This is a genomic window from Colwellia sp. MB3u-8, assembly GCF_014076985.1.
Classification (GTDB): domain Bacteria; phylum Pseudomonadota; class Gammaproteobacteria; order Enterobacterales; family Alteromonadaceae; genus Cognaticolwellia.
In genome coordinates, this window is record NZ_JACGVA010000058.1 from 344,265 (window position 1) to 363,689 (window position 19,425).

Genomic DNA, 19,425 nt, shown 5'->3' on the forward strand with positions numbered 1-19,425 from the left:
TCAGACTAAAGTCTGACCTACAAAAAATCGCCCAACGTTACATGAATGGCCCGCTTAACGATTGACAGACTTAAAGTGCGACCGACAAAACCATCACTCAGCGCTACATAATCATTAGTAAAATAAATTTTGGCTAACATACTCATTTTTTCTGTAATCCTTTAAACAGGTGACTTTATAGCCTAGAAAAAATCTTGTGAAACAGAGCCTAAAAATGGCATCAAAAAAAAGCTCTTACCTAAGTAAGAGCTTTTTAACAATTTTAAATACTTTTCTATAGGGTTACATACTCAGTGTTATTTAAAATTTGTAGCTTGCTTTAACGTAGACAAAACGGCCTTGGCTATTGTGTGTGCCACTGACGAAGCCCGTAAAATCATGATAAGCAAACGGAGGTTCTTCATTAAACAAGTTGGTGGCACCAATACTTAAGGTGGTATCTTTAATACCGATATAATTCACTGTGGTGTCAACCGTTGTCAATGAATCTATATCATTCATACCTTCAGTAGCCACTGAAGCGTCTTGTTTAAATTCGCCAACATAGTTAACCGCCATACTTGCGTTCCAGTCACCTTGTACCCAAGCCGTGTTAAATGACCAACGTACTTCAGGTTGTTCAAAGTCACCTTCTTGAGTATCAATGCGCATAGAGCTATCAGCATTCGGGCGAGCATCTTCATAAGATAAAACGTAATTTAGAGCATAGGTAAATCTGAAATCACCCATATCTGTTTCTAAGCCATAATTAGCTTCGACGTCTAAGCCTGATGTGGTGATATTGCCAATATTTTCATATTGATCAAAAATACGCACTACTTCACCCGGATCGCCAGCAACACTTGACGGTAAACGCTCAACTACTGAGGGATCATTACCCAAGGTACTAAATTTAAACTGCGTGTCTTTAGTAATAACATTTTCGATATCATAATCATAATAATCTACTGAAAAATCCATGTTATCAGTTAGTTCATAGATTAAACCTAAGTTATAACTTTTAGACTCCTCAGGGCCTAAATCAGCATTACCTGATAGTACTGCGGTATACTCTTGCGGCTCACAGGCTTTATTAACATTGCCAACAGCGGCACAACGTACCGAGTCAACTAAGTTAGGTGACTCATCTGTATTACCTAAACCAATTTGATGTAATGACGGTGCTCTAAACGCTGTACCGTATGAACCACGTAATGATAAAGCATCAGTTGGTTGCCAAATAAAGGCTACTTTTGGATCGGTAGTAGTACCAAAATCGCTATAATCTTCATGACGTAACGCCACCTGTACTTCTAAGGTATCAAGTACTGGAATCGCTAATTCTGCAAAAATAGAGGTATTGTCGCGAGAACCGTTAGCTTGAGTTGCTTCCGTACCAAAAACTTCACCACGCAAGAATTGATCATCAGGGTTATCACTAATGCTCTCTTCTCTGTATTCAACACCTACCGCTAAACCAAGATCGCCGTGTGCCATTTCCATTACTGAACCACTGATTTTACCATCAAATGACTTACTGGTTGATTTACCAATACGTGTGGTAGTAGTTTCAATAAAGTCTAATGATTCCTGACTGTTACTTGAGGGTTCAAATGGGTTCCATAAACCACTGTCAATCGCTTCTTGCGTACGACGAGAATTAGGGAAACCATTTACGCCACGCTCTGTCGATTCACTTTTAATGTAGTTATAAGCAACTTCCCAACTCCAATCTTTAATCTCGCCTTGTAAACCAATAATCGAGCGATAATAATTAGAAGTAACGCGTTTTTCACGATTACCAATATCGAGCATACGTCGACGCATGGTTAAATCTTGCTGATAAAACTCATGTTCAGGTAAATCGGCAAAGGGGTGATTAAGGTTATCTCCCGCCATAAATAACTCGTTAAAACTTGGGCTACCGGCACCACGAATAGTGGTTTTTGAATGTTGACCGTTTAATTCTGCAAAGCCACGTAAATTGTCATTAATTTCGTACTTACCTAAATAAATAAAGCTAGCACGTTCAGTAGCCGGAACTGAGGTCATTACTGGCGCGTAATCATAACGACAAAGGTTACCAACAATATCTGCTTCAGCACAAACATCATTACCAAAGGTATCAGGCAAACGATTAGTTGAGTTACTCGCTAAAGCAATAGTACCTGGGAACCCTGATGAACTTCTAAAGTCTGTAGCAAATGGGTCGTTAGGTCTTAATGCTTTTTGATTAGCTGATTTTGAATAATCTCGATCAGCATAAAGGATTTCTTCGCGGTCAAAGTAATCTAAAGCAAAAGTGTGGCTACTTTTTTCTGTTGAGCTGCCCCAAACAATACTAAGGTTTTTTTCTTTACCACCGCCATCAGCGGTGTCACCGAGTTTGGCTGAAATTTCGGCACCTTCAACATCGTCTCTTAAGATAATGTTAATAACGCCGGCGACAGCATCAGAACCATAAGTGGCTGAGGCACCATCTTTTAGAATATCAACGCGTTTAATAGCCGCTAATGGAATATTATTGATATCAACAAAAGCGGTATCAATATTATTAGCAAATGGTGACACAGAAACACGTCTTCCGTTCACTAATATTAATGTTGAGTCTGCACCCAAACCACGTAATGAAACACTTGAACCACCATTGCTGGTATTATCACTGCTGTTTCCTTGCGTTGAAAAAGTGCCTTGTCCTGCCATAGGTAATTTAGTGAAAAGGCCGATAAGATCAGTCACGCCACTATTGGCAATATCTTCTGCACTTAGTGATGTTAATGGAGAGGGTCCCTCCATGTCAGTTCTCTGAATATGAGAACCGGTAACTTGTATTCTTTCTACGCTGTCTTTTTCTGCCGCAACGGCAATATAACTTTGTGAAGCAAATAATGCGGCGGTAATGCTTAAGGCGAGTGTGTGTTTACGATTATTTAAGACTTTCATGTTTCCTTCCTTTTGGTGCTTTTATAATTATTTGTGTTCTATTAATTAAAATACTATTTAACTAAGATAAATTAGCAGCTTTTTACAACAAATAAAACTTGGTTTTAACAGGTAAGTCCATATGAAACTTAACTTAAATGTAAAGTTATGTTACCAATTGACATTTAACGATGAAAAATGTCAGATATTGGCTGAATAACGAACAAAAATCATAGGAATAACTCATTTATCTGTGCTTTGGCTTTACTCATTGAGTGAAAACATGATCACTCAATGGTAGGCAGGACAGCCTATTACCCTGGTGTTTTTACCGGTTAAAATCGACGAGAACACAGCTAGAACTTAAGGGGAAGCGTGAGCGTAATACTATTTTATTCAAGTGGCTTGAGCCGTGGGACATAGTGTTTTTGACCGGCATGATGAGCTAAAACTTGATGTTAGTTTATACAACTCATAATAGATTAAGCTATTAGGGCTACTCTAGTCCCAACGAGTAACAAGTTAGACACAGAAAATCGTTTACTGCTTTTCATACCAATTTCATTAATTAGGTGGTCTACTTTATACGCAGGAAAAATGGCCAAATATAAGACATTTATTGTAATCACTAGTGGTTCTCATTGTTAAATAAATAACGTAGTAGTGGTTTATTTTAACCCGTAAAAATGATCAGATAATTAGTGAGATTGGTATTATATCCCCTGCTAGGCCTATTTATAGTATTAGGCTAAATGCTTGGTTCAGTATTTTTAAAGGGGTAATCATCTTAGGTCACGAGTCTACTGTTGAGTATAAAGTTGTCAGTTTTATTCTACAGGCTATTTTCATGGTAATTATTTAGGTAAGTATTCACTTAACTTAAGTTAAAAATATTTAGATTTACTAATCTAACTGGGTGTTGATAATAGCGTTAAGCTAATGAATTTGTAAAATGCAGAGAGCTGAAACATAAATAATCATAGTAAGCACTTTGTATATAGCAGACTAGGTGAATAATAGTTTTACTGACATTAAGGGAACTGTCTGTGTAAACAGATCCTAGCCTTATTGTTGCAGCTAAAAAGTATATAACACCAAGGCATCATTATTTACCTTAACTTTAAGACCAGAGCATGCTACCTCACTAAGGTTGACATTATTATAATAATTTCGTCCTTAGCTTATAAAAACAATAATAGAGGCTTACTATAGTGTTAAAAAAAATTATACCTACCCAAAAAAAACGGCTGAGTTTTTTATTTTTTGTTAGTTTGATATTTATATCATCCATTAATATTGCACATTCAAAGAGTAAATTTATATTTACCCAAGCTTACAATACTGAACATATTTTCCATCACACTTCGCAAAAATTCATCGAAAAACTTAATAACAAAAACTCTTCCTATAAACCTGATTATCATCCCGGTGGAGACTTAGGTGACTGGACCTCGCAGTTTGAGCAAGCCATGTTAGGCGTTATTCCCATGACTATTACCTATGGCGCATCAGAATTTGATGCGCGACTGGATTTAACTTGGCTCGGCTATGTCGTTGATAACTGGACAAGCGCTCATGAAGTTTATGGCCCTGGTGGACCTATGATTGACGTTTATAATGAAATTTTTTCTGATCTAGACCTTGTCGCGCTAGGGACTATTCCTACCGGCTTTGGCTCTATTACGATCAGTAAAGGGGTAGGGAAAATCCCTACTCGCTTTCCTGAAGATGCTAAAGGCATAAAAATGCGCGTGATCCCATCGCCCTTGGCCATTCAACGTTTTCAAAACTGGGGGTTTTCGGCAGTTCCAATGCCATATTCCGAGTTATATACTGCGTTACAGTTAGGTACTGTAGATGGTAGGGCATTTGGTCCAGCGGTTGAGATTTATCAGATGCGTGATGTGCTAGAAGCTTACATTCTTACTCGTGATTATTTTGAACATGCCTTTTGGCTCGTCAATAAACAGTGGTGGGAAGACCTTTCTGATCTTGAAAGAAATAAAATGCAAGCCGCCGTGGATAAAACGCTTAATTGGGTATGGCAAGAAGCAGAATCTATTGATAATAATTTTTTAGAGAAAGTTCGAGATGCAGGCATTAAAATCATTGAATTATCAGATGAAGATCTAGCGATAGCTAAAGATATTTTGTATGAGAATGAGTGGCCCTATATGGAAGAAAAAGTGGGTGTCGACATTATGAACTTAGTGCGTGATATCGCTGACATAAGATAGTTTTGTTAGGCTCTCTTTAGCTAAGGTCATCAATTACTTAGGCTTAGCTTCCCTCTGATAAAGAAGATATATATGAATATTAAAAAGTTAGCACCATCAAGCCCGGCACAGCAGTTTAAAGCACCTGGTGTTCCAAAATACAAAGTATTACAAAAACTGGAATCTATACTCGATTATTGCCTTCGAGGGGCAATGGTATTTACTGGTTTGGGATTAGCCGTATTAATGTTTACCCAAGTTATTATGCGATATGTGCTTGAGTCTCCTTTTGCGGGTATTGAAGAAGCGGCTATTTTACTTGCCGTTTGGGTTTCTTTTCTAGGGATGGGTTATGCGACTAAACAGCGCTCACACATTCATGGTGGTATTGTTAGTTTGATTGTTTATGATGCTTTTAAAATCCAAATGCTGCGCTTCATTGTTTCAGTTATTTGTCTAGTTACCGCCTGTATTTTTGGCTATTTTTCTGCCAAGTATGGATTATTTGTCATTGAAAAAGAGCGAATGAGTTTATATCTGCAATGGCCTAAAGGGTTATGGACAGCGAGTATGGTTTTTGGATTTTTGTTGATGTCGGTCTATTTTCTCTTACAAACTCTTAAGGATTTTCGTCAGATGTTAGACATTAAAGATCAATCACACAACCGTAATAAGGGGTAAAGCACTATGACTATTTTCCTTTTATGTATGTTAGCCATCGTTGTGCTTTTATTAATAGAAACTCCTGTTGCCTTTGCCTTTGGTTTTGGCGCGTTATTATTTACTTTTACAACCGGTAATGATATTTCATATTTAGCCACTCATGGCTTTAATTTAGCGAGTGGCTTTGCGCTATTAGCCCTGCCATTGTTTATTTTAGCGGGTATATTAATGGCAGAAGGTGGGATATCAGAGCGTTTACTTGATTTTGTTAATTCCATAGTAGGCCGAGTTAAAGGGGGTTTGGGTGCAGTAACCGTGGTGACCTGTGCACTTTTTGGCGCAATATCTGGCAGCTCTTCGGCGTCTATTGCTGCGATTGGACAGATCATGATCCCTCGCATGAAAAAAGAAGGCTATCCTGAGGGACATGCTACAGCGCTAGTTGCTTGCTCATCTGTTTTAGCATTACTGATCCCTCCTAGCATTCCCATGATTATATTTTCTATTACTGGGGGATTATCGGTCGGTGCTGCATTTTTATCGACTATTATTCCCGGTATTATGTTGACCATTATCTACTGTGGATTAAATTTTTGGTTTTTACGCAATAACACCGACATTAAGGTAGAACCTGCTCTCCCTTTTAAACAGGCTGTACGCGGAGTGGTTCACTCAGGTAATAAAGCATTTTTTGCTTTATTAATGCCCATTATTATCTTAGGAGCTATTTACAGTGGCATTGCAACGCCAACTGAAGCAGCCGCCATTGCGGTAATATATGCGATACCTGTTAGTTTAATGGTCTATAAAGGGCTGACGTTTAAAACACTAGGTAGTGCGACGGTTCGAGCAGTTATTATGACCGGTTCCATCATGGCAGTTTTATTCTTTTTGTTTATTATGAGCCGCGCTATGATCCTTGAGCAAGTACCTAAGCAGCTTGCGGAAGCTTTATTAGACATATCTGAACATAAGTTAGTCATTCTGTTGGTTATTAACCTGCTACTACTACTTATTGGGATGATTGTTGATGATATTTCTGGCGGCGTACTTGCCGCTATTATTTTCTTGCCCGTGGTTCAAGAGCTGGGTATTCACCCTATTCATTTTGCCGCTATAGTTGGCGTAAACTTAGGCTTAGGTAATGTTTCACCACCTTGTGCTCCTATGCTATATATGGCTGGAGGTGTGGCTAAGTTGCCTCTGAATAAATATATTGTTCCAACAGTTAAATTACTCTTCTTTGGTCATTTGCCTATGGTGCTATTAGTCACATTTGTACCTGATCTGGCATTATATTTACCGCGTTTATTGATGGGAATTGATTAAAAGAGTCATATTGCTCTTTATATTTTGGCCGTACATACCAATGCAAGAAAGCTTCAGGGATACCAAAAAAGTAAAATGGCTACCCCTGAAGCAAACTAATTCAGTCACGGTTTTTTCCAAGCAATACAGAGAAAAAAACCAGCTTTGTCAGCTATTTTCTTAGCAAGATAGTTGTTATTGATTAACGATATAGTCCTGATTAACCCCGCTTCATATTCGTTTACAGCCAATGATTCAAGCTGGACTCCCAGCTCTGTGGATTTTGATGAATTTGTGGCAATCCCAGTGCATTAAAACTTATAGCAATTAAAATAAATAATCCATCATGCTAACGTGTTATAAACCTTCAATATCTGCGTTACTTTCAATCCCAATAGCCAGCTATGACTCAATCAAGCGCCTTGCGCTTGAATATCTACCCTCACTTACAATGGATCAATGACTTAATTCAATTGCTATGACTTATAGCCATGCCAATAAATTTACCCACACTGAGCAATATGTCAAAGACTTAGCGCCATGGCATTTATTGCAGACGGTACTATGGATGTAAGACTTATAGTTAGAGGTAGAGGTAGAGCGAAGCAGGATGGCGAAGTAGAATGGCAAAGCCGAAAAGGTTTATTCTCGTTAACAACTATTGCGTTATGCTAATGCCCCACATCCATGTCGGAGCATCTAAAAATCTATAGAGCAGGTAAGTCTTTAAAATAAAACTTTAACCGCTAACTTGCTGGACTATGGATATTAGCTTGGGAAAGCAAAACTTACCCCCTCACGCACACCACTTGAAGGCCAGCGCTGTGTGATAGTTTTACGCTTAGTGTAAAATTTAACGCCATCAGGGCCGTAAGCACTTAAATCACCAAATAAACTACGTTTCCAACCACCAAAACTGTGATAAGCAACAGGTACAGGTAATGGCACGTTAATGCCCACCATACCTACTTCAATATGATCAGAGAAGTAACGTGCTGCTTCACCGTCTCGAGTAAAAATACAGGTACCATTACCGTATTCATGATCATTAATAAGTTGCATAGCTTCTTCCATCGTTTTAACTCTAATAACTTGTAAAACGGGACCGAAAATTTCAGCTTTGTAACTATCCATACTTGCCGTTACGTTGTCGATTAGCGTAGCACCAACAAAGAAACCCTCTTCATAGCCTTCAACGGTTGGGTTGCGGCCATCAACAACTAAAGTAGCACCTTGCTCAGCTGCACTTGAAATATACCCAACCACTTTGTCTTGATGCGCTTGCGTGATCACGGGTCCAAAATCGTTATTAGCGTTTGAGTACTCACCAACGCGTAAACCCTTCATTGCTTGTTGCATTTTTTCAACCAGCGCATCACCTGCGTCATTACCCACCGCTACCGCTACAGACAACGCCATACAACGCTCACCAGAAGAGCCAAATGCAGCACCTACTAATTGATTTACCGTATTGTCCATATCAGCATCAGGCATCACTATGGCGTGATTTTTTGCGCCACCTAGTGCTTGACAACGTTTGCCATTAGCACTGGCCGTTGCATAAATATATTCTGCAATGGGTGTTGAGCCAACAAAGCTGACAGCTTTAACTCGCTGATCAGTTAATAAGGTATCAACGGCTTCTTTATCGCCATTAACTACGTTCATTACGCCATCAGGTAAACCGGCTTCTTTTAATAATTGGGCAATGAGTAAAGTAGAACTTGGATCACGCTCAGAGGGTTTCAATATAAAGGTATTACCGCAAACAATGGCAAGTGGGAACATCCACATAGGTACCATAGCAGGGAAGTTAAAAGGTGTAATACCCGCAACAACACCTAGTGGTTGGAATTCACTCCACGAATCAATATTTGGCCCAACATTTTTGCTGTGCTCACCTTTCAATAATTCAGGCGCGCCACAGGCAAATTCAACATTTTCAATACCACGTTGTAATTCACCTGCCGCATCATGAGATATTTTGCCATGTTCTTGGCCAATTAATTGGCAAATTTTGTCAGCGTTTTGTTCTAATAATTCTTTAAATCTAAACATGACACGCGCACGTTTAATCGGTGGCGTATTTCGCCACGCTGGATATGCTGCATGAGCGGCAGCAATCGCTTTTTCAACCGTTGCTTTGGAAGCAAGTGCTACTTTTTTTTCTGCTTTTCCCGTTGCAGGGTTAAAAACATCTTGAGTACGGTTATTATCGTTATATATTTCGCCGTTAATTAGGTGGCCAATAGTTGTCATATTTTTTCCTTTAATGCTTTAGTTTACTTACTGTAAAAGTAAAATGTGTAAATTAAAATGTGTAAAAATCAATCAATTTCGTTAAGCGTTTCGCCAAGCGCGTTTATCAAGCTGCTTATTTCTGGCAAAGTAGAAGTAAAGGGTAAACCAAGCTGAATTGTGTCTCCGCCATAACGAACATAAAATCCTTTCTGCCACATCTTCATGGCTATTTGGTGTGGTCGTTTTGCCGGTTCACCGGGGGCATGAGCAATGGTGATCCCCCCAGCTAGACCATAATTACGAATATCGAGCACATGTTTGCAACTTTTCAAACTATGCAATAATTCTTGAAAATACGGTGCGATAGACTTTACTCTTTCAGGCAAGTTATCTTTGGCTAGAAGATCCAATGAAGCAAGGGCTGCAGCACAGGCAACAGGGTGTGCTGAGTAAGTGTAACCGTGAGGAAGCTCGAGCATGTACTCAGGACCTCCAGTTTCCATAAATGCATCGTATATTTCTTGCTTAGCAATAACAGCCCCCATAGGGATAACACCATTAGTTAACTGTTTTGCTACGGTCATAATATCGGGTGTTACGCCAAATTCTTCTGCACCGGTATTGGATCCCATACGACCAAATGCGGTAATCACTTCATCAAAAATCAGTAAAATATTATGTTTAGTACATATTTCTCTTAAGCGTTTTAAATAACCTTTTGGCGGTGGAATAACACCTGTAGATCCCGCCATGGGTTCAACAATCACAGCAGCAATGTTAGAAGCGTCGTATAAAGCCACCATATCTTCTAATTCATTGGCTAATTCAGCGCCAGTTTCAGGCATACCTTGGCAAAATTCATTCTCTGGCAACAGGGTATGAGCTAAATGTGCGGCTTCAATGCCTTGTCCGTAAATGGTACGATTTGCACTAATTCCGCCGACACTAATACCACCAAAATTAACACCGTGATACCCCTTTGAACGACCAATAAAACGTGTTTTACTCGCCATGCCTTTTTTACGCCAATAGCCGCGGGCAATTTTCAGTGCTGTTTCAACTGATTCAGAGCCAGAACCAGTAAAAAAAACACGATTTAACCCTTCTGGCATCAACTCAGTAATGCGGTGCGCTAATTCAAAAGATTTAGGATGACCAAATTGAAATGCAGGGGAATAGTCTAATTCTTTAACTTGCTTGCTTACCGCTTCAGCAATTTCAGGACGACAATGACCAGCCCCGCAAGTCCAAAGCCCTGAAAGACCGTCAAATATTTTTCGACCATCGGCATCAGTATAGTAATTTCCTGCTGCTGAAACGATAATTCTAGGATCTTTTTTAAATTCTCTGTTTGCAGTAAATGGCATCCAGTGCGAGTCTAACTGCTCTTGAGTTAAACCGTGGCTTGCGTGTGTATTTTTATTCATTATTCCACCTTACTTTTCATAAAGTTTACCGAAGCGTATATTTAATTGCATGTCTACATTATCAATGATTTAATAGGTTATTAAATTCATATTTTAAAAACTTAAGTTAACCTTTTACTTACCTAATAGCGCCATAGAATGAAAAAAAATAAAAATTTACTACCAAGACAATTAGGCGACGCTCATATTCGGCTGTTAAGAATTTATAAAGTCGTGATTGAGTCAGGCGGTTTCTCCGCAGCAGAAGTTGAACTCAATATCAGTAGACCCGCAATAAGCCTAGCGATAACCGAGTTAGAGTCATTATTAAGTATGAAGCTTTGCCACAGAGGACGTTCAGGTTTTTCAATAACAGAGCATGGCGAACAGGTCTATCGATCTGCTCTACAGTTATTGGGCAGTCTTGAAAACTTTAGAGCTGAAATGAATGCGATAAAGACAGATCTAGTCGGTGAATTGAATATAGGTATTACAGATAACTTAGTCACGATTGAACAGATGCGGATCACACGAGCATTAAGTGCTTTGAAGCATCGCGGACCTGAGGTTTTTATTAATATCCGTATGATTCCGCCAAATGATATTGAAGCAGCAATTTTAAATGGCCAATTGCATATTGGCGTTATACCTGAATTTAGAACACTGCCAGGCCTAAATTATTTGCCCCTGTATAAAGAGCAATCCCTGCTTTATTGCAGCGAAAAACATCCTTTATTTAAGCAGGATTTACATAAAATTAGTGACAGTGCTTTAGTTCAATATGACGCGGTTGTACCTAGTTACCCGCAGTCTGTTGATATTAAGCAGCAACAAAAAAAACTTCATGCCACTGCAACTTCGACGGACAGAGAAGGTATTGCTTTTTTGATATTAACCGGGCGGTTTATTGGTTTTCTACCAACACATTTTGCTCAGAGTTGGGTAGGTAGAGATAAACTACGAGCTATTGAAGCTCATAAAAGAACATTTAATACTAACTTCTCTGCAATTACTAGCAAGGGCGCACGTAGCCATCTGATTTTAGAGGCTTATTTAGAAGAATTGGCCAAAACATCAAAGTAGCGCTAAATTTCAATTAATAATATGTTTCAGCAATAGAATTACTAAAGTGAATATGTAAATTTTGTTTGACGTGATTAGAAATCGGACGTGATTCCCGTGTAATGAAATCAAAGTGAACCATCACTGCCGTGCCAGAAACATGTTTAACACCGTTTTGCCATGCTTGTTGATATACATCAAGCGAGCTTGTACCGATGCGAGAAATATAGGTTTTTATTTCAACATCATAATCAAATAGCAGTGGTAAATGAAACTCGATGGTGCTTTTTGCTAACGTTAACCCCCATTGACTGAGGTTTAAATTAAATTCAGGACTAAACAATCTAAATATTGGGTTTCTTCCACCTTCAAACCATTGTGGAATAACCGTATTATTGATGTGCCCAAGAGCATCTGTTTCACCTACTCGTGGCTTTATTATTTCATAAAACATATTTTTCCTAATCCCCCTAAAACCATCAATGTATAAAATATTTTAAATGCATATTCGAAATAATATACCCATATATGAATATGGTAAATCTTTAATCTAGATTAACCTAAACTATTTGTAGAAATAGTTTCAAGTGAGTCACACAATTTTAAAAATCAACATGTGCTTGCCATCCTGAAGTTTTTAATGATCTACCTCATATTGGTTCAACATATTATAAAAGGTTCAAATACTAAATTTCAGGCATAAAAAATCCGATGAAGAAGTTTCATCGGATTTTGCTTTCTTCTGCCAGTGTTCAAGCTTAATATACTAACTTGTCGGCATTACTGCTTAAACACAGTATTTTTACTTAGGTTGGGTATTATTTTAAGCCAATTTTTATGCTGATGTGCAATTAAAACTGGTTAGAAGTGTTATTCGCACCACCGGCTTTAAGCGCGTTTTCACCCGCAAAGTATTCTTTGTGATCATCACCCATATCAGAACCTGACATGTTTTGATGTTTAACACAGGCGATACCTTGACGAATTTCTTTACGCTGTACACCTTCAACATAACCCAGCATACCTGCTTCACCAAAGTATTCTTTCGCAAGGTTATCGGTAGATAACGCCGCTGTATGGTAAGTCGGTAGGGTAATTAAGTGATGGAAAATACCTGCTTCACGTGAAGTCTCCGCTTGGAAACTACGGATTTTGTCATCGGCAGCTACCGCTAACTCAGTGGTATCATAATCAACATGCATTAAATCAGCACGAACATAGTTAGATACGTCTTCACCCGCGGCTACCATGGCGTCAAAGGCTTGCTGACGGAAGTTTAGTGTCCAGTTAAATGATGGGCTGTTATTGTAAACCAGCTTAGCATTTGGAATTTCTTTACGTACTTCGTTCATCATTGCTGTGATGTCAGCAACGTTTGGTGTTGCCGTTTCAATCCAAAGTAAGTCAGCGCCCGCTTTAATCGCTTCAATGCTGTCAAATACACAACGCTCTTCACCTGTACCTTGACGGAATTGATATAAACCAGAAGGTAAGCGCTTAGGACGAACTAGCTTACCGTTACGGTTGAAACAGACATCGCCTTCAGCCATATCGCTTACGTCAATTTCTTCAACGTCTAGGAAAGAGTTATATATGTCACCTTGATCGCCAACTTCTTTAACTACGGCGATTTCTTTAGTCAGGCCAGCACCTTCAGAGTCAGTACGTGAAACGATAATACCGTTGTCGATACCTAATTCTAAGAAAGCATGACGCAATGCACGAATTTTAGAATGAAAATCTGCATGAGGAACCGTCACTTTACCGTCTTGGTGTCCACATTGCTTTTCATCGGCCACTTGGTTTTCAATTTGAAGTGCACATGCACCGGCTTCGATCATTTGCTTAGCCATGATGTAAGTCGCTTCAGCGTTACCAAAACCTGCATCAATATCAGCAATAATTGGCACAACATGCGTTACGTGGTTATCAATTTGGTCTTGAATAGCCGCTTTGTCGCCTTCGCTTGCAGCGTCTAGGTCACGGAAAAGACCGCCTAGTTCACGGGCATCAGCTTGACGTAAAAAGGTGTAAAGCTCTGCAACTAAAGCAGCTACTGAGGTTTTTTCGTGCATAGATTGATCAGGAAGAGGACCAAATTCACTGCGTAGTGCAGCAACCATCCAACCCGAAAGATATAAGTAACGACGGTCTGTTTGACCGGCAAAATGTTTCTTGATAGAAATCATTTTCTGTTGGCCAATAAAACCGTGCCAACAACCTAAAGATTGGGTGTACTTAGAACTATCAGCGTCAAAAGCTGCCATATCAGCACGCATAATATTTGCAGTATACTGAGCAATGTCTAAACCTGTTTTAAATTTGTTCTGCGCTCGCATACGGGCTACTGATTCAGGATTAATGGCATTCCATGAACTGCCAGCTTTTTCTTTAATTGCTTGAACTGCTTCGATTGCACTTTGATAATTAGACATATGACTTTCTCCAAAATTTTTAACTGACAGTATTTATATGTTTGATCATGTAACTGCTTATGTAAGCTGTCACACCGGACAACATAAATACTAAACCAGTCGCTATTAATAAACAAAATATATAATTAACATCTCTACCATTCATAAAGTAAATAATGGTGTATTAACTCTAAAAAATATAATAAAATAACTCAATAAATTCAAACGCTAAGCCTCCCAGCCAATGAAAGCCAAAGGATAATAAGGATAAGTTTAATTTATGTTTTCCATTGAATTAACTTGATTATCACTATGAGCCATGACATATATCTAAGTTATACTTTTGTTCTAGATTATTAATGTTATGAATATCTCAAAAATTGATTTAAACCTGCTGATTTATCTTGATGTTTTACTTAGAGAGAAAAATGTTACCCGCGCAGCGGGTCAATTAAATATTACCCAACCGGCAATGAGCAATGGTTTAAAAAGATTGCGTACACTTTTTAACGATCCTATTTTAGTCAGAACATCTGATGGTATGGTGCCTACCGAACGCGCTCGGACGTTAGCCCCTGCTATTCGTAAAATTTTATTAGAGCTAGAAGAAGCACTGCAAGGTGAAGAAGAATTTAACGAACTTAATAGTCAGCGGGTTTTTCGTCTTATGGCCAGTGACTATGCGGCTTCTACATTACTGCCTAAATTATTGAAGCGCATTAATAAAATAGCACCAAATGTTACCATTGACATCATGACACCCAGTGATGTTAATTTTCATGATGTGGAGGCAGGTAAAATTGATATGGCCATTAACCGTTTTGATGAGTTACCACAATCTTTTCATCAAAAAACCATTTGGCGAGATTCTTTCTCGTGCCTGTTCAGTGCTAATAATCCGATAGTGTCAAAGTTTAACCTCAACACTTACCTCAGTGCTAAACATGTTTGGGTATCTAAAACCGGCTTTGGGGTCGGTGTTGGGATGGATCCAAAAGATGTGCAAAAATTAGGCTGGGTCGACGAAGCCCTAGCGCGCTTAGGTAAACAGCGTAATATTAAAGTCTTTACGCGAAATTACCACGTGGCAATGCAGCTTGCACTGGAAGATGAATTAGTCGCCACCTTACCAACACGGGCCGCATTAATTCATAAAAACGATGCTAATTATACGGTACTTAAGCCACCATTCGATATTCCTGACATTGAACTTAAAATGATTTGGAGCCCACTGTTGCACCATGATGCTAGTCATATATGGTTTAGGCAGTTGGTTATTGAAGCCGCGAATGAAGGCTAGTAAAGTAATAAGGTTTAGTCAGTGTGATCACGTTTAAGCAAAAAATATTCAAGGCCTTGTATAGCATCTTTGCTATTTTTAGTTGTCTTGCCCTAGGTAAGTTATGTTGGTATTTTGCGCCGATATTACCGAGTAGTTTATATGGCTTGATTATTTTCACCCTGACACTACATTTTCGTCTCTTTAATGCTAATTATATTAAAAGCAGTGTGGTGTGGTGTTTAAAGCATATGGCGGTGTGTTTTGTGCCTGCCGGTGTTGGCATTATGAACCACTTTGAATTGATCCAACAATTTGGCATCGCCATAGTCGCTATTACCTTTCTAACGACCTTCCTATTACTGACGGTTGTCGGTTTACATTATCAGCGCTACGCTGTCGATGAGGAGTAAACTTGATGATGACAATGATCACTGAGTTATTACACAACCATTTACTGTCTTCGATTTTTACTGTCGCTGGCACGATTGCACTGTTTCAGTTGACTGCGGTTTTTCAACGTAAACTCAACGCTATTTGGTTGCAGCCTATGCTGATGTGTATTTTAGTCATTATTGCTATCTTACTTTGGCAAGATATCAGCTTTGAGAGTTATTTTTCAAATGCTTGGCTACTTAATGCTTTGCTTGAACCCGCCGTTGTAGCTTTAGGCTTTCCACTGTATCAGCACTTAGAAACTATTACTAAAGAGTGGAAGAGTATTGTTTTAGTGTTATTGTTTGGCGCCTTCATTGCCATTGTTAGCAGTTTTATTATTACTATGCTGTTAATCGGGGATTACACCATTGCCGTGGCACTTTCACTCAAGTCAGTGACTACACCCATTGCTATCGCCATTGCCGGTCAATTAGACGGTAATACTGCTATTACCGCCTTTGCCATTATTCTCGCCGGATTTTTTGGCGCTTTAGTTGGCCCGCCTTGGTTACGGTTTATTAAAGTTAAATCACCTAAAGCACAAGGCTTGGCTATTGGCGCTGCCAGTCATGCTATTGGCACGGCAACGGTCAGTAATATTAGTTACCAACATGCGGCCTATAGCTCATTGGCTTTAATTGTTTCTGCTGTTATTACGGCCCTCACTAGCCCATTTATTATCACTTTTTTGGCGACGCTTTTTTAGTCTGATTAACCTAATACCAGTTTTATTTGTGAGCTGAGTTAGTTTATAGACACCAAAAGTGACCAAAGATATGGCCATTATTTTTAATCAACCCGAGAGCAATGATTAACTAACCCAGTAACTGGTTATTTTAACGCACTAAAATACTCACAACGTCAGTGAGCTTGATCTTATTTTTCATGGCAAAACTTTGCCTTTAATACCTCGTCATATAGGCTCAAAAAATAAAACAGTCTGATTTATTTTAAGATTTTTACTTGCCTAAGTAAAAATTTATTCCCCCGTTTTCATTGATGATTCATTCGCCGCATGAATATTAAGGATAACAAGGATAACCACAAACAATAATGCCAATAAAGGTATACTAAAATGAAAGCAACGTGCTGCTGATCATAATTAATAGTGAATTAACTTTATGAAGATGTTTAAAAACAAAACACCAGGCTAAAGTAAGACCTATGGTTGACCAGCAGCTAGTGCATCAGATAGACAATATTTCTAAATTGCTGATAGTAGTTTTTCGTCAATGTATTAAATAATAAAATTTTCTTCCAAACTTTCAAACTATTAAAAATAGGTGCCCTATGACAAAAAGAATTTCAATCGCAAATTTGCAGGTAGCAGAAGAATTATATAATTTTGTTAACCAGCAAGTGCTGCCAGGTACAACACTAGCTTCAGATACTTTCTGGTCTGGTTTTGCAAAACTCATCGCTGATTTAGCACCAAAAAATAAAAGTCTGTTGTTAAAACGTACCTCACTGCAACAGCAAATAACCGCCTATCATCAAGCACACCAAGCTGAACACTTTGATTTTACGGACTATAAAAACTTTTTAACCCGTATTGGTTATCTAGCAGCCCCAGTAGCTGACTTCACCATTTCAACAAAAAACGTCGATGCTGAATTAGCTACTATCGCAGGACCGCAACTGGTTGTGCCGGTAATGAATGCTCGCTTTGCCTTAAATGCGGTCAATGCTCGTTGGGGGAGCTTATACGACGCTTTATATGGCTCAGATGTGATCTCTGAAGCCGATGGCGCTGAAAAAACAAAAGCGTATAACCCTGCACGTGGGGCTAAAGTTGTCGCCTTTGCTCGCGACTTTTTAGACCAAACTATTCCTTTAGTTAATGGCTCTCACACGGAGGTAAAAAGTTATCAAATAATTAACCATGCGCTTGTTGTTACACTCAGTAATGACGAAAACACCTACTTAGCTGAGCCTGAATTATTTATTGGTTTTACCGGTGAGCAAACGTCGCCCAATGAGTTGGTTTTTAAACACCACGATTTACACTTTATTGTTGAATTTGATCAAAACAGCACGATTGCAAAAAGCGATACGGCGGGTGTTAGTGATATTGCTATGGAGTCAGCATTAACCACTATCATGGATTGTGAAGATTCGGTTGCCGCGGTTGACGCAGAAGACAAAGTGATTGCCTATAAAAATTGGCTTGGTTTAAATCAAGGCACTTTATCTGAAACTTTTGAAAAATCAGGTAAACAACAAACTCGTTTGATGCACCCTGATAAATCTTTTCAAAAGCTTGATGGTACACAAGGTAAACTAAAAGCTCGCAGCTTAATGTTTGTGCGTAACGTTGGCCACTTGATGACCAACAATGCCATTATTGACCAGCACAACAATGAAGTACCTGAGGGCATCATGGATGCTGTTATTACCTCATTAATATCCACATACGACGTTAATCAAAAAAACACCTTACGCAACAGTGACACAGGTTCAGTTTATATTGTTAAGCCTAAAATGCATGGTCCTGAAGAAGTGGCTTTTGCCAATGAATTATTTGACCGAGTTGAAGACCTATTAACCCTACCTCGTCATACGGTAAAAATGGGTATTATGGATGAAGAACGCCGTACCAGTGTTAACTTAAAAGCCTGTATTTATCAGGCAAAAGAGCGCGTGGTATTTATCAATACTGGCTTTCTTGACCGAACAGGTGATGAAATTCATACCTCAATGGCTGCCGGCGTTATGGCCAGAAAAGCAGATATCAAATTAACTAAATGGATTTCTGCTTATGAGGATAATAATGTGGATGTTGGCTTAGCTTGTGGTTTTAGTGGTAAAGCACAAATAGGCAAAGGCATGTGGCCAATACCTGATCAAATGGCCAATATGTTAGCCACAAAAATCAATCATGTTAAAGCGGGCGCAAATACCGCATGGGTGCCCTCGCCAACCGCAGCAACCTTGCACGCTTTGCATTATCATAAAGTAAATGTATTGCAATTGCAGCAGCAACTGAAAAACCGTGTACCGGCAAACGTTGATGATATTTTAACCATACCTTTAGCAGAAAATACTCAGTGGTCAGCACAAGAAATTTCAGATGAGTTAGACAACAATTCACAAGGAATTTTAGGCTATGTGGTGCGCTGGATTGATCAAGGCGTTGGTTGTTCAAAAGTGCCTGACATTAATAATGTTGGTTTAATGGAAGATCGCGCCACTTTAAGAATATCAAGTCAGCATATGGCTAATTGGTTACAACATAACATTTGCACACCAGAACAAGTGCTAGCCAGCTTGAAAAAAATGGCCGCCATTGTTGATCAACAAAACCAAGGTGATAGTCAATATCACGCTATGTCGAATGACTTTGACAACAGCATAGCTTTTCAAACGGCACTCGCATTAGTGCTGCAAGGCGACAAACAACCTAACGGTTATACTGAACCTTTATTACATAACAATAGGTTGTTATTTAAAGCTCAAGCTAAATAGGACTAAAGCTTAAGCCAGCTAAAGCTTGGTGC

The 19,425-nt window shown here is 38.9% G+C and carries 13 protein-coding genes; 8 read left to right on the forward strand and 5 right to left on the reverse strand.

Annotated features, from left to right (window positions below; all coding sequences use genetic code 11):
* Window positions 1–300: 300 nt before the first annotated feature.
* Complete coding sequence (locus H4J54_RS06270) at window positions 301–2,922, reverse strand: TonB-dependent siderophore receptor (RefSeq protein ID WP_182190044.1); 2,622 nt, start codon at window positions 2,920–2,922, stop codon at window positions 301–303.
* Window positions 2,923–4,112: 1,190 nt separating this feature from the next.
* Here H4J54_RS06270 and dctP point away from each other — a divergent pair.
* The 3 genes from dctP to H4J54_RS06285 all read left to right on the forward strand — a co-directional run bounded on the left by dctP (window position 4,113) and on the right by H4J54_RS06285 (window position 7,109).
* Complete coding sequence (gene dctP, locus H4J54_RS06275) at window positions 4,113–5,138, forward strand: TRAP transporter substrate-binding protein DctP (protein ID WP_310650149.1); 1,026 nt, start codon at window positions 4,113–4,115, stop codon at window positions 5,136–5,138.
* A 72-nt stretch (window positions 5,139–5,210) separates the two neighbouring features.
* On the forward strand, window positions 5,211–5,798 hold the full coding sequence (locus tag H4J54_RS06280; protein WP_182190045.1) for a TRAP transporter small permease: 588 nt from the start codon (window positions 5,211–5,213) through the stop codon (window positions 5,796–5,798).
* A gap of 6 nt (window positions 5,799–5,804) precedes the next feature.
* Entirely contained in the window at window positions 5,805–7,109 is a 1,305-nt protein-coding gene (locus tag H4J54_RS06285; protein WP_182190046.1) for a TRAP transporter large permease, read from the forward strand.
* A 747-nt stretch (window positions 7,110–7,856) separates the two neighbouring features.
* Here the strand turns inward: H4J54_RS06285 and H4J54_RS06290 are convergent.
* Both H4J54_RS06290 and H4J54_RS06295 read right to left on the reverse strand, forming a co-directional pair.
* The gene (locus H4J54_RS06290; protein ID WP_182190047.1) at window positions 7,857–9,347 is read right to left on the reverse strand and encodes a CoA-acylating methylmalonate-semialdehyde dehydrogenase; all 1,491 of its coding nucleotides are present in this window, start codon (window positions 9,345–9,347) and stop codon (window positions 7,857–7,859) included.
* Between the two features lie 68 nt (window positions 9,348–9,415).
* A complete protein-coding gene (locus H4J54_RS06295) occupies window positions 9,416–10,756 on the reverse strand; it encodes an aspartate aminotransferase family protein (RefSeq protein ID WP_182190048.1) in 1,341 nt (446 codons plus the stop codon).
* Between the two features lie 138 nt (window positions 10,757–10,894).
* Between H4J54_RS06295 and H4J54_RS06300 the strand changes: the two genes are divergently transcribed.
* On the forward strand, window positions 10,895–11,818 hold the full coding sequence (locus tag H4J54_RS06300) for a LysR family transcriptional regulator (RefSeq protein ID WP_182190049.1): 924 nt from the start codon (window positions 10,895–10,897) through the stop codon (window positions 11,816–11,818).
* 13 nt (window positions 11,819–11,831) lie between these two features.
* Here the strand turns inward: H4J54_RS06300 and H4J54_RS06305 are convergent, their stop codons facing one another.
* Window positions 11,832–12,251, reverse strand: coding sequence for a thioesterase family protein (locus H4J54_RS06305; protein WP_182190050.1), 420 nt, complete (start codon window positions 12,249–12,251; stop codon window positions 11,832–11,834).
* Between the two features lie 397 nt (window positions 12,252–12,648).
* Entirely contained in the window at window positions 12,649–14,232 is a 1,584-nt protein-coding gene (locus tag H4J54_RS06310) for an isocitrate lyase (protein WP_182190051.1), read from the reverse strand.
* Between the two features lie 343 nt (window positions 14,233–14,575).
* Here H4J54_RS06310 and H4J54_RS06315 point away from each other — a divergent pair, with 343 nt between their 5' ends.
* The 4 genes from H4J54_RS06315 (at window position 14,576) to H4J54_RS06330 (ending at window position 19,393) form a co-directional block, all read left to right on the forward strand.
* The gene (locus H4J54_RS06315; RefSeq protein WP_182190052.1) at window positions 14,576–15,511 is read left to right on the forward strand and encodes a LysR family transcriptional regulator; all 936 of its coding nucleotides are present in this window, start codon (window positions 14,576–14,578) and stop codon (window positions 15,509–15,511) included.
* A 23-nt stretch (window positions 15,512–15,534) separates the two neighbouring features.
* Window positions 15,535–15,903: a CidA/LrgA family protein gene (locus tag H4J54_RS06320; protein ID WP_310650150.1), complete on the forward strand. Its 369-nt coding sequence runs from the start codon at window positions 15,535–15,537 to the stop codon at window positions 15,901–15,903.
* 5 nt (window positions 15,904–15,908) lie between these two features.
* Complete coding sequence (locus H4J54_RS06325; protein ID WP_259367122.1) at window positions 15,909–16,634, forward strand: LrgB family protein; 726 nt, start codon at window positions 15,909–15,911, stop codon at window positions 16,632–16,634.
* A 584-nt stretch (window positions 16,635–17,218) separates the two neighbouring features.
* Entirely contained in the window at window positions 17,219–19,393 is a 2,175-nt protein-coding gene (locus tag H4J54_RS06330) for a malate synthase G (RefSeq protein ID WP_182190053.1), read from the forward strand.
* The last annotated feature ends 32 nt before the right edge of the window (window positions 19,394–19,425 follow it).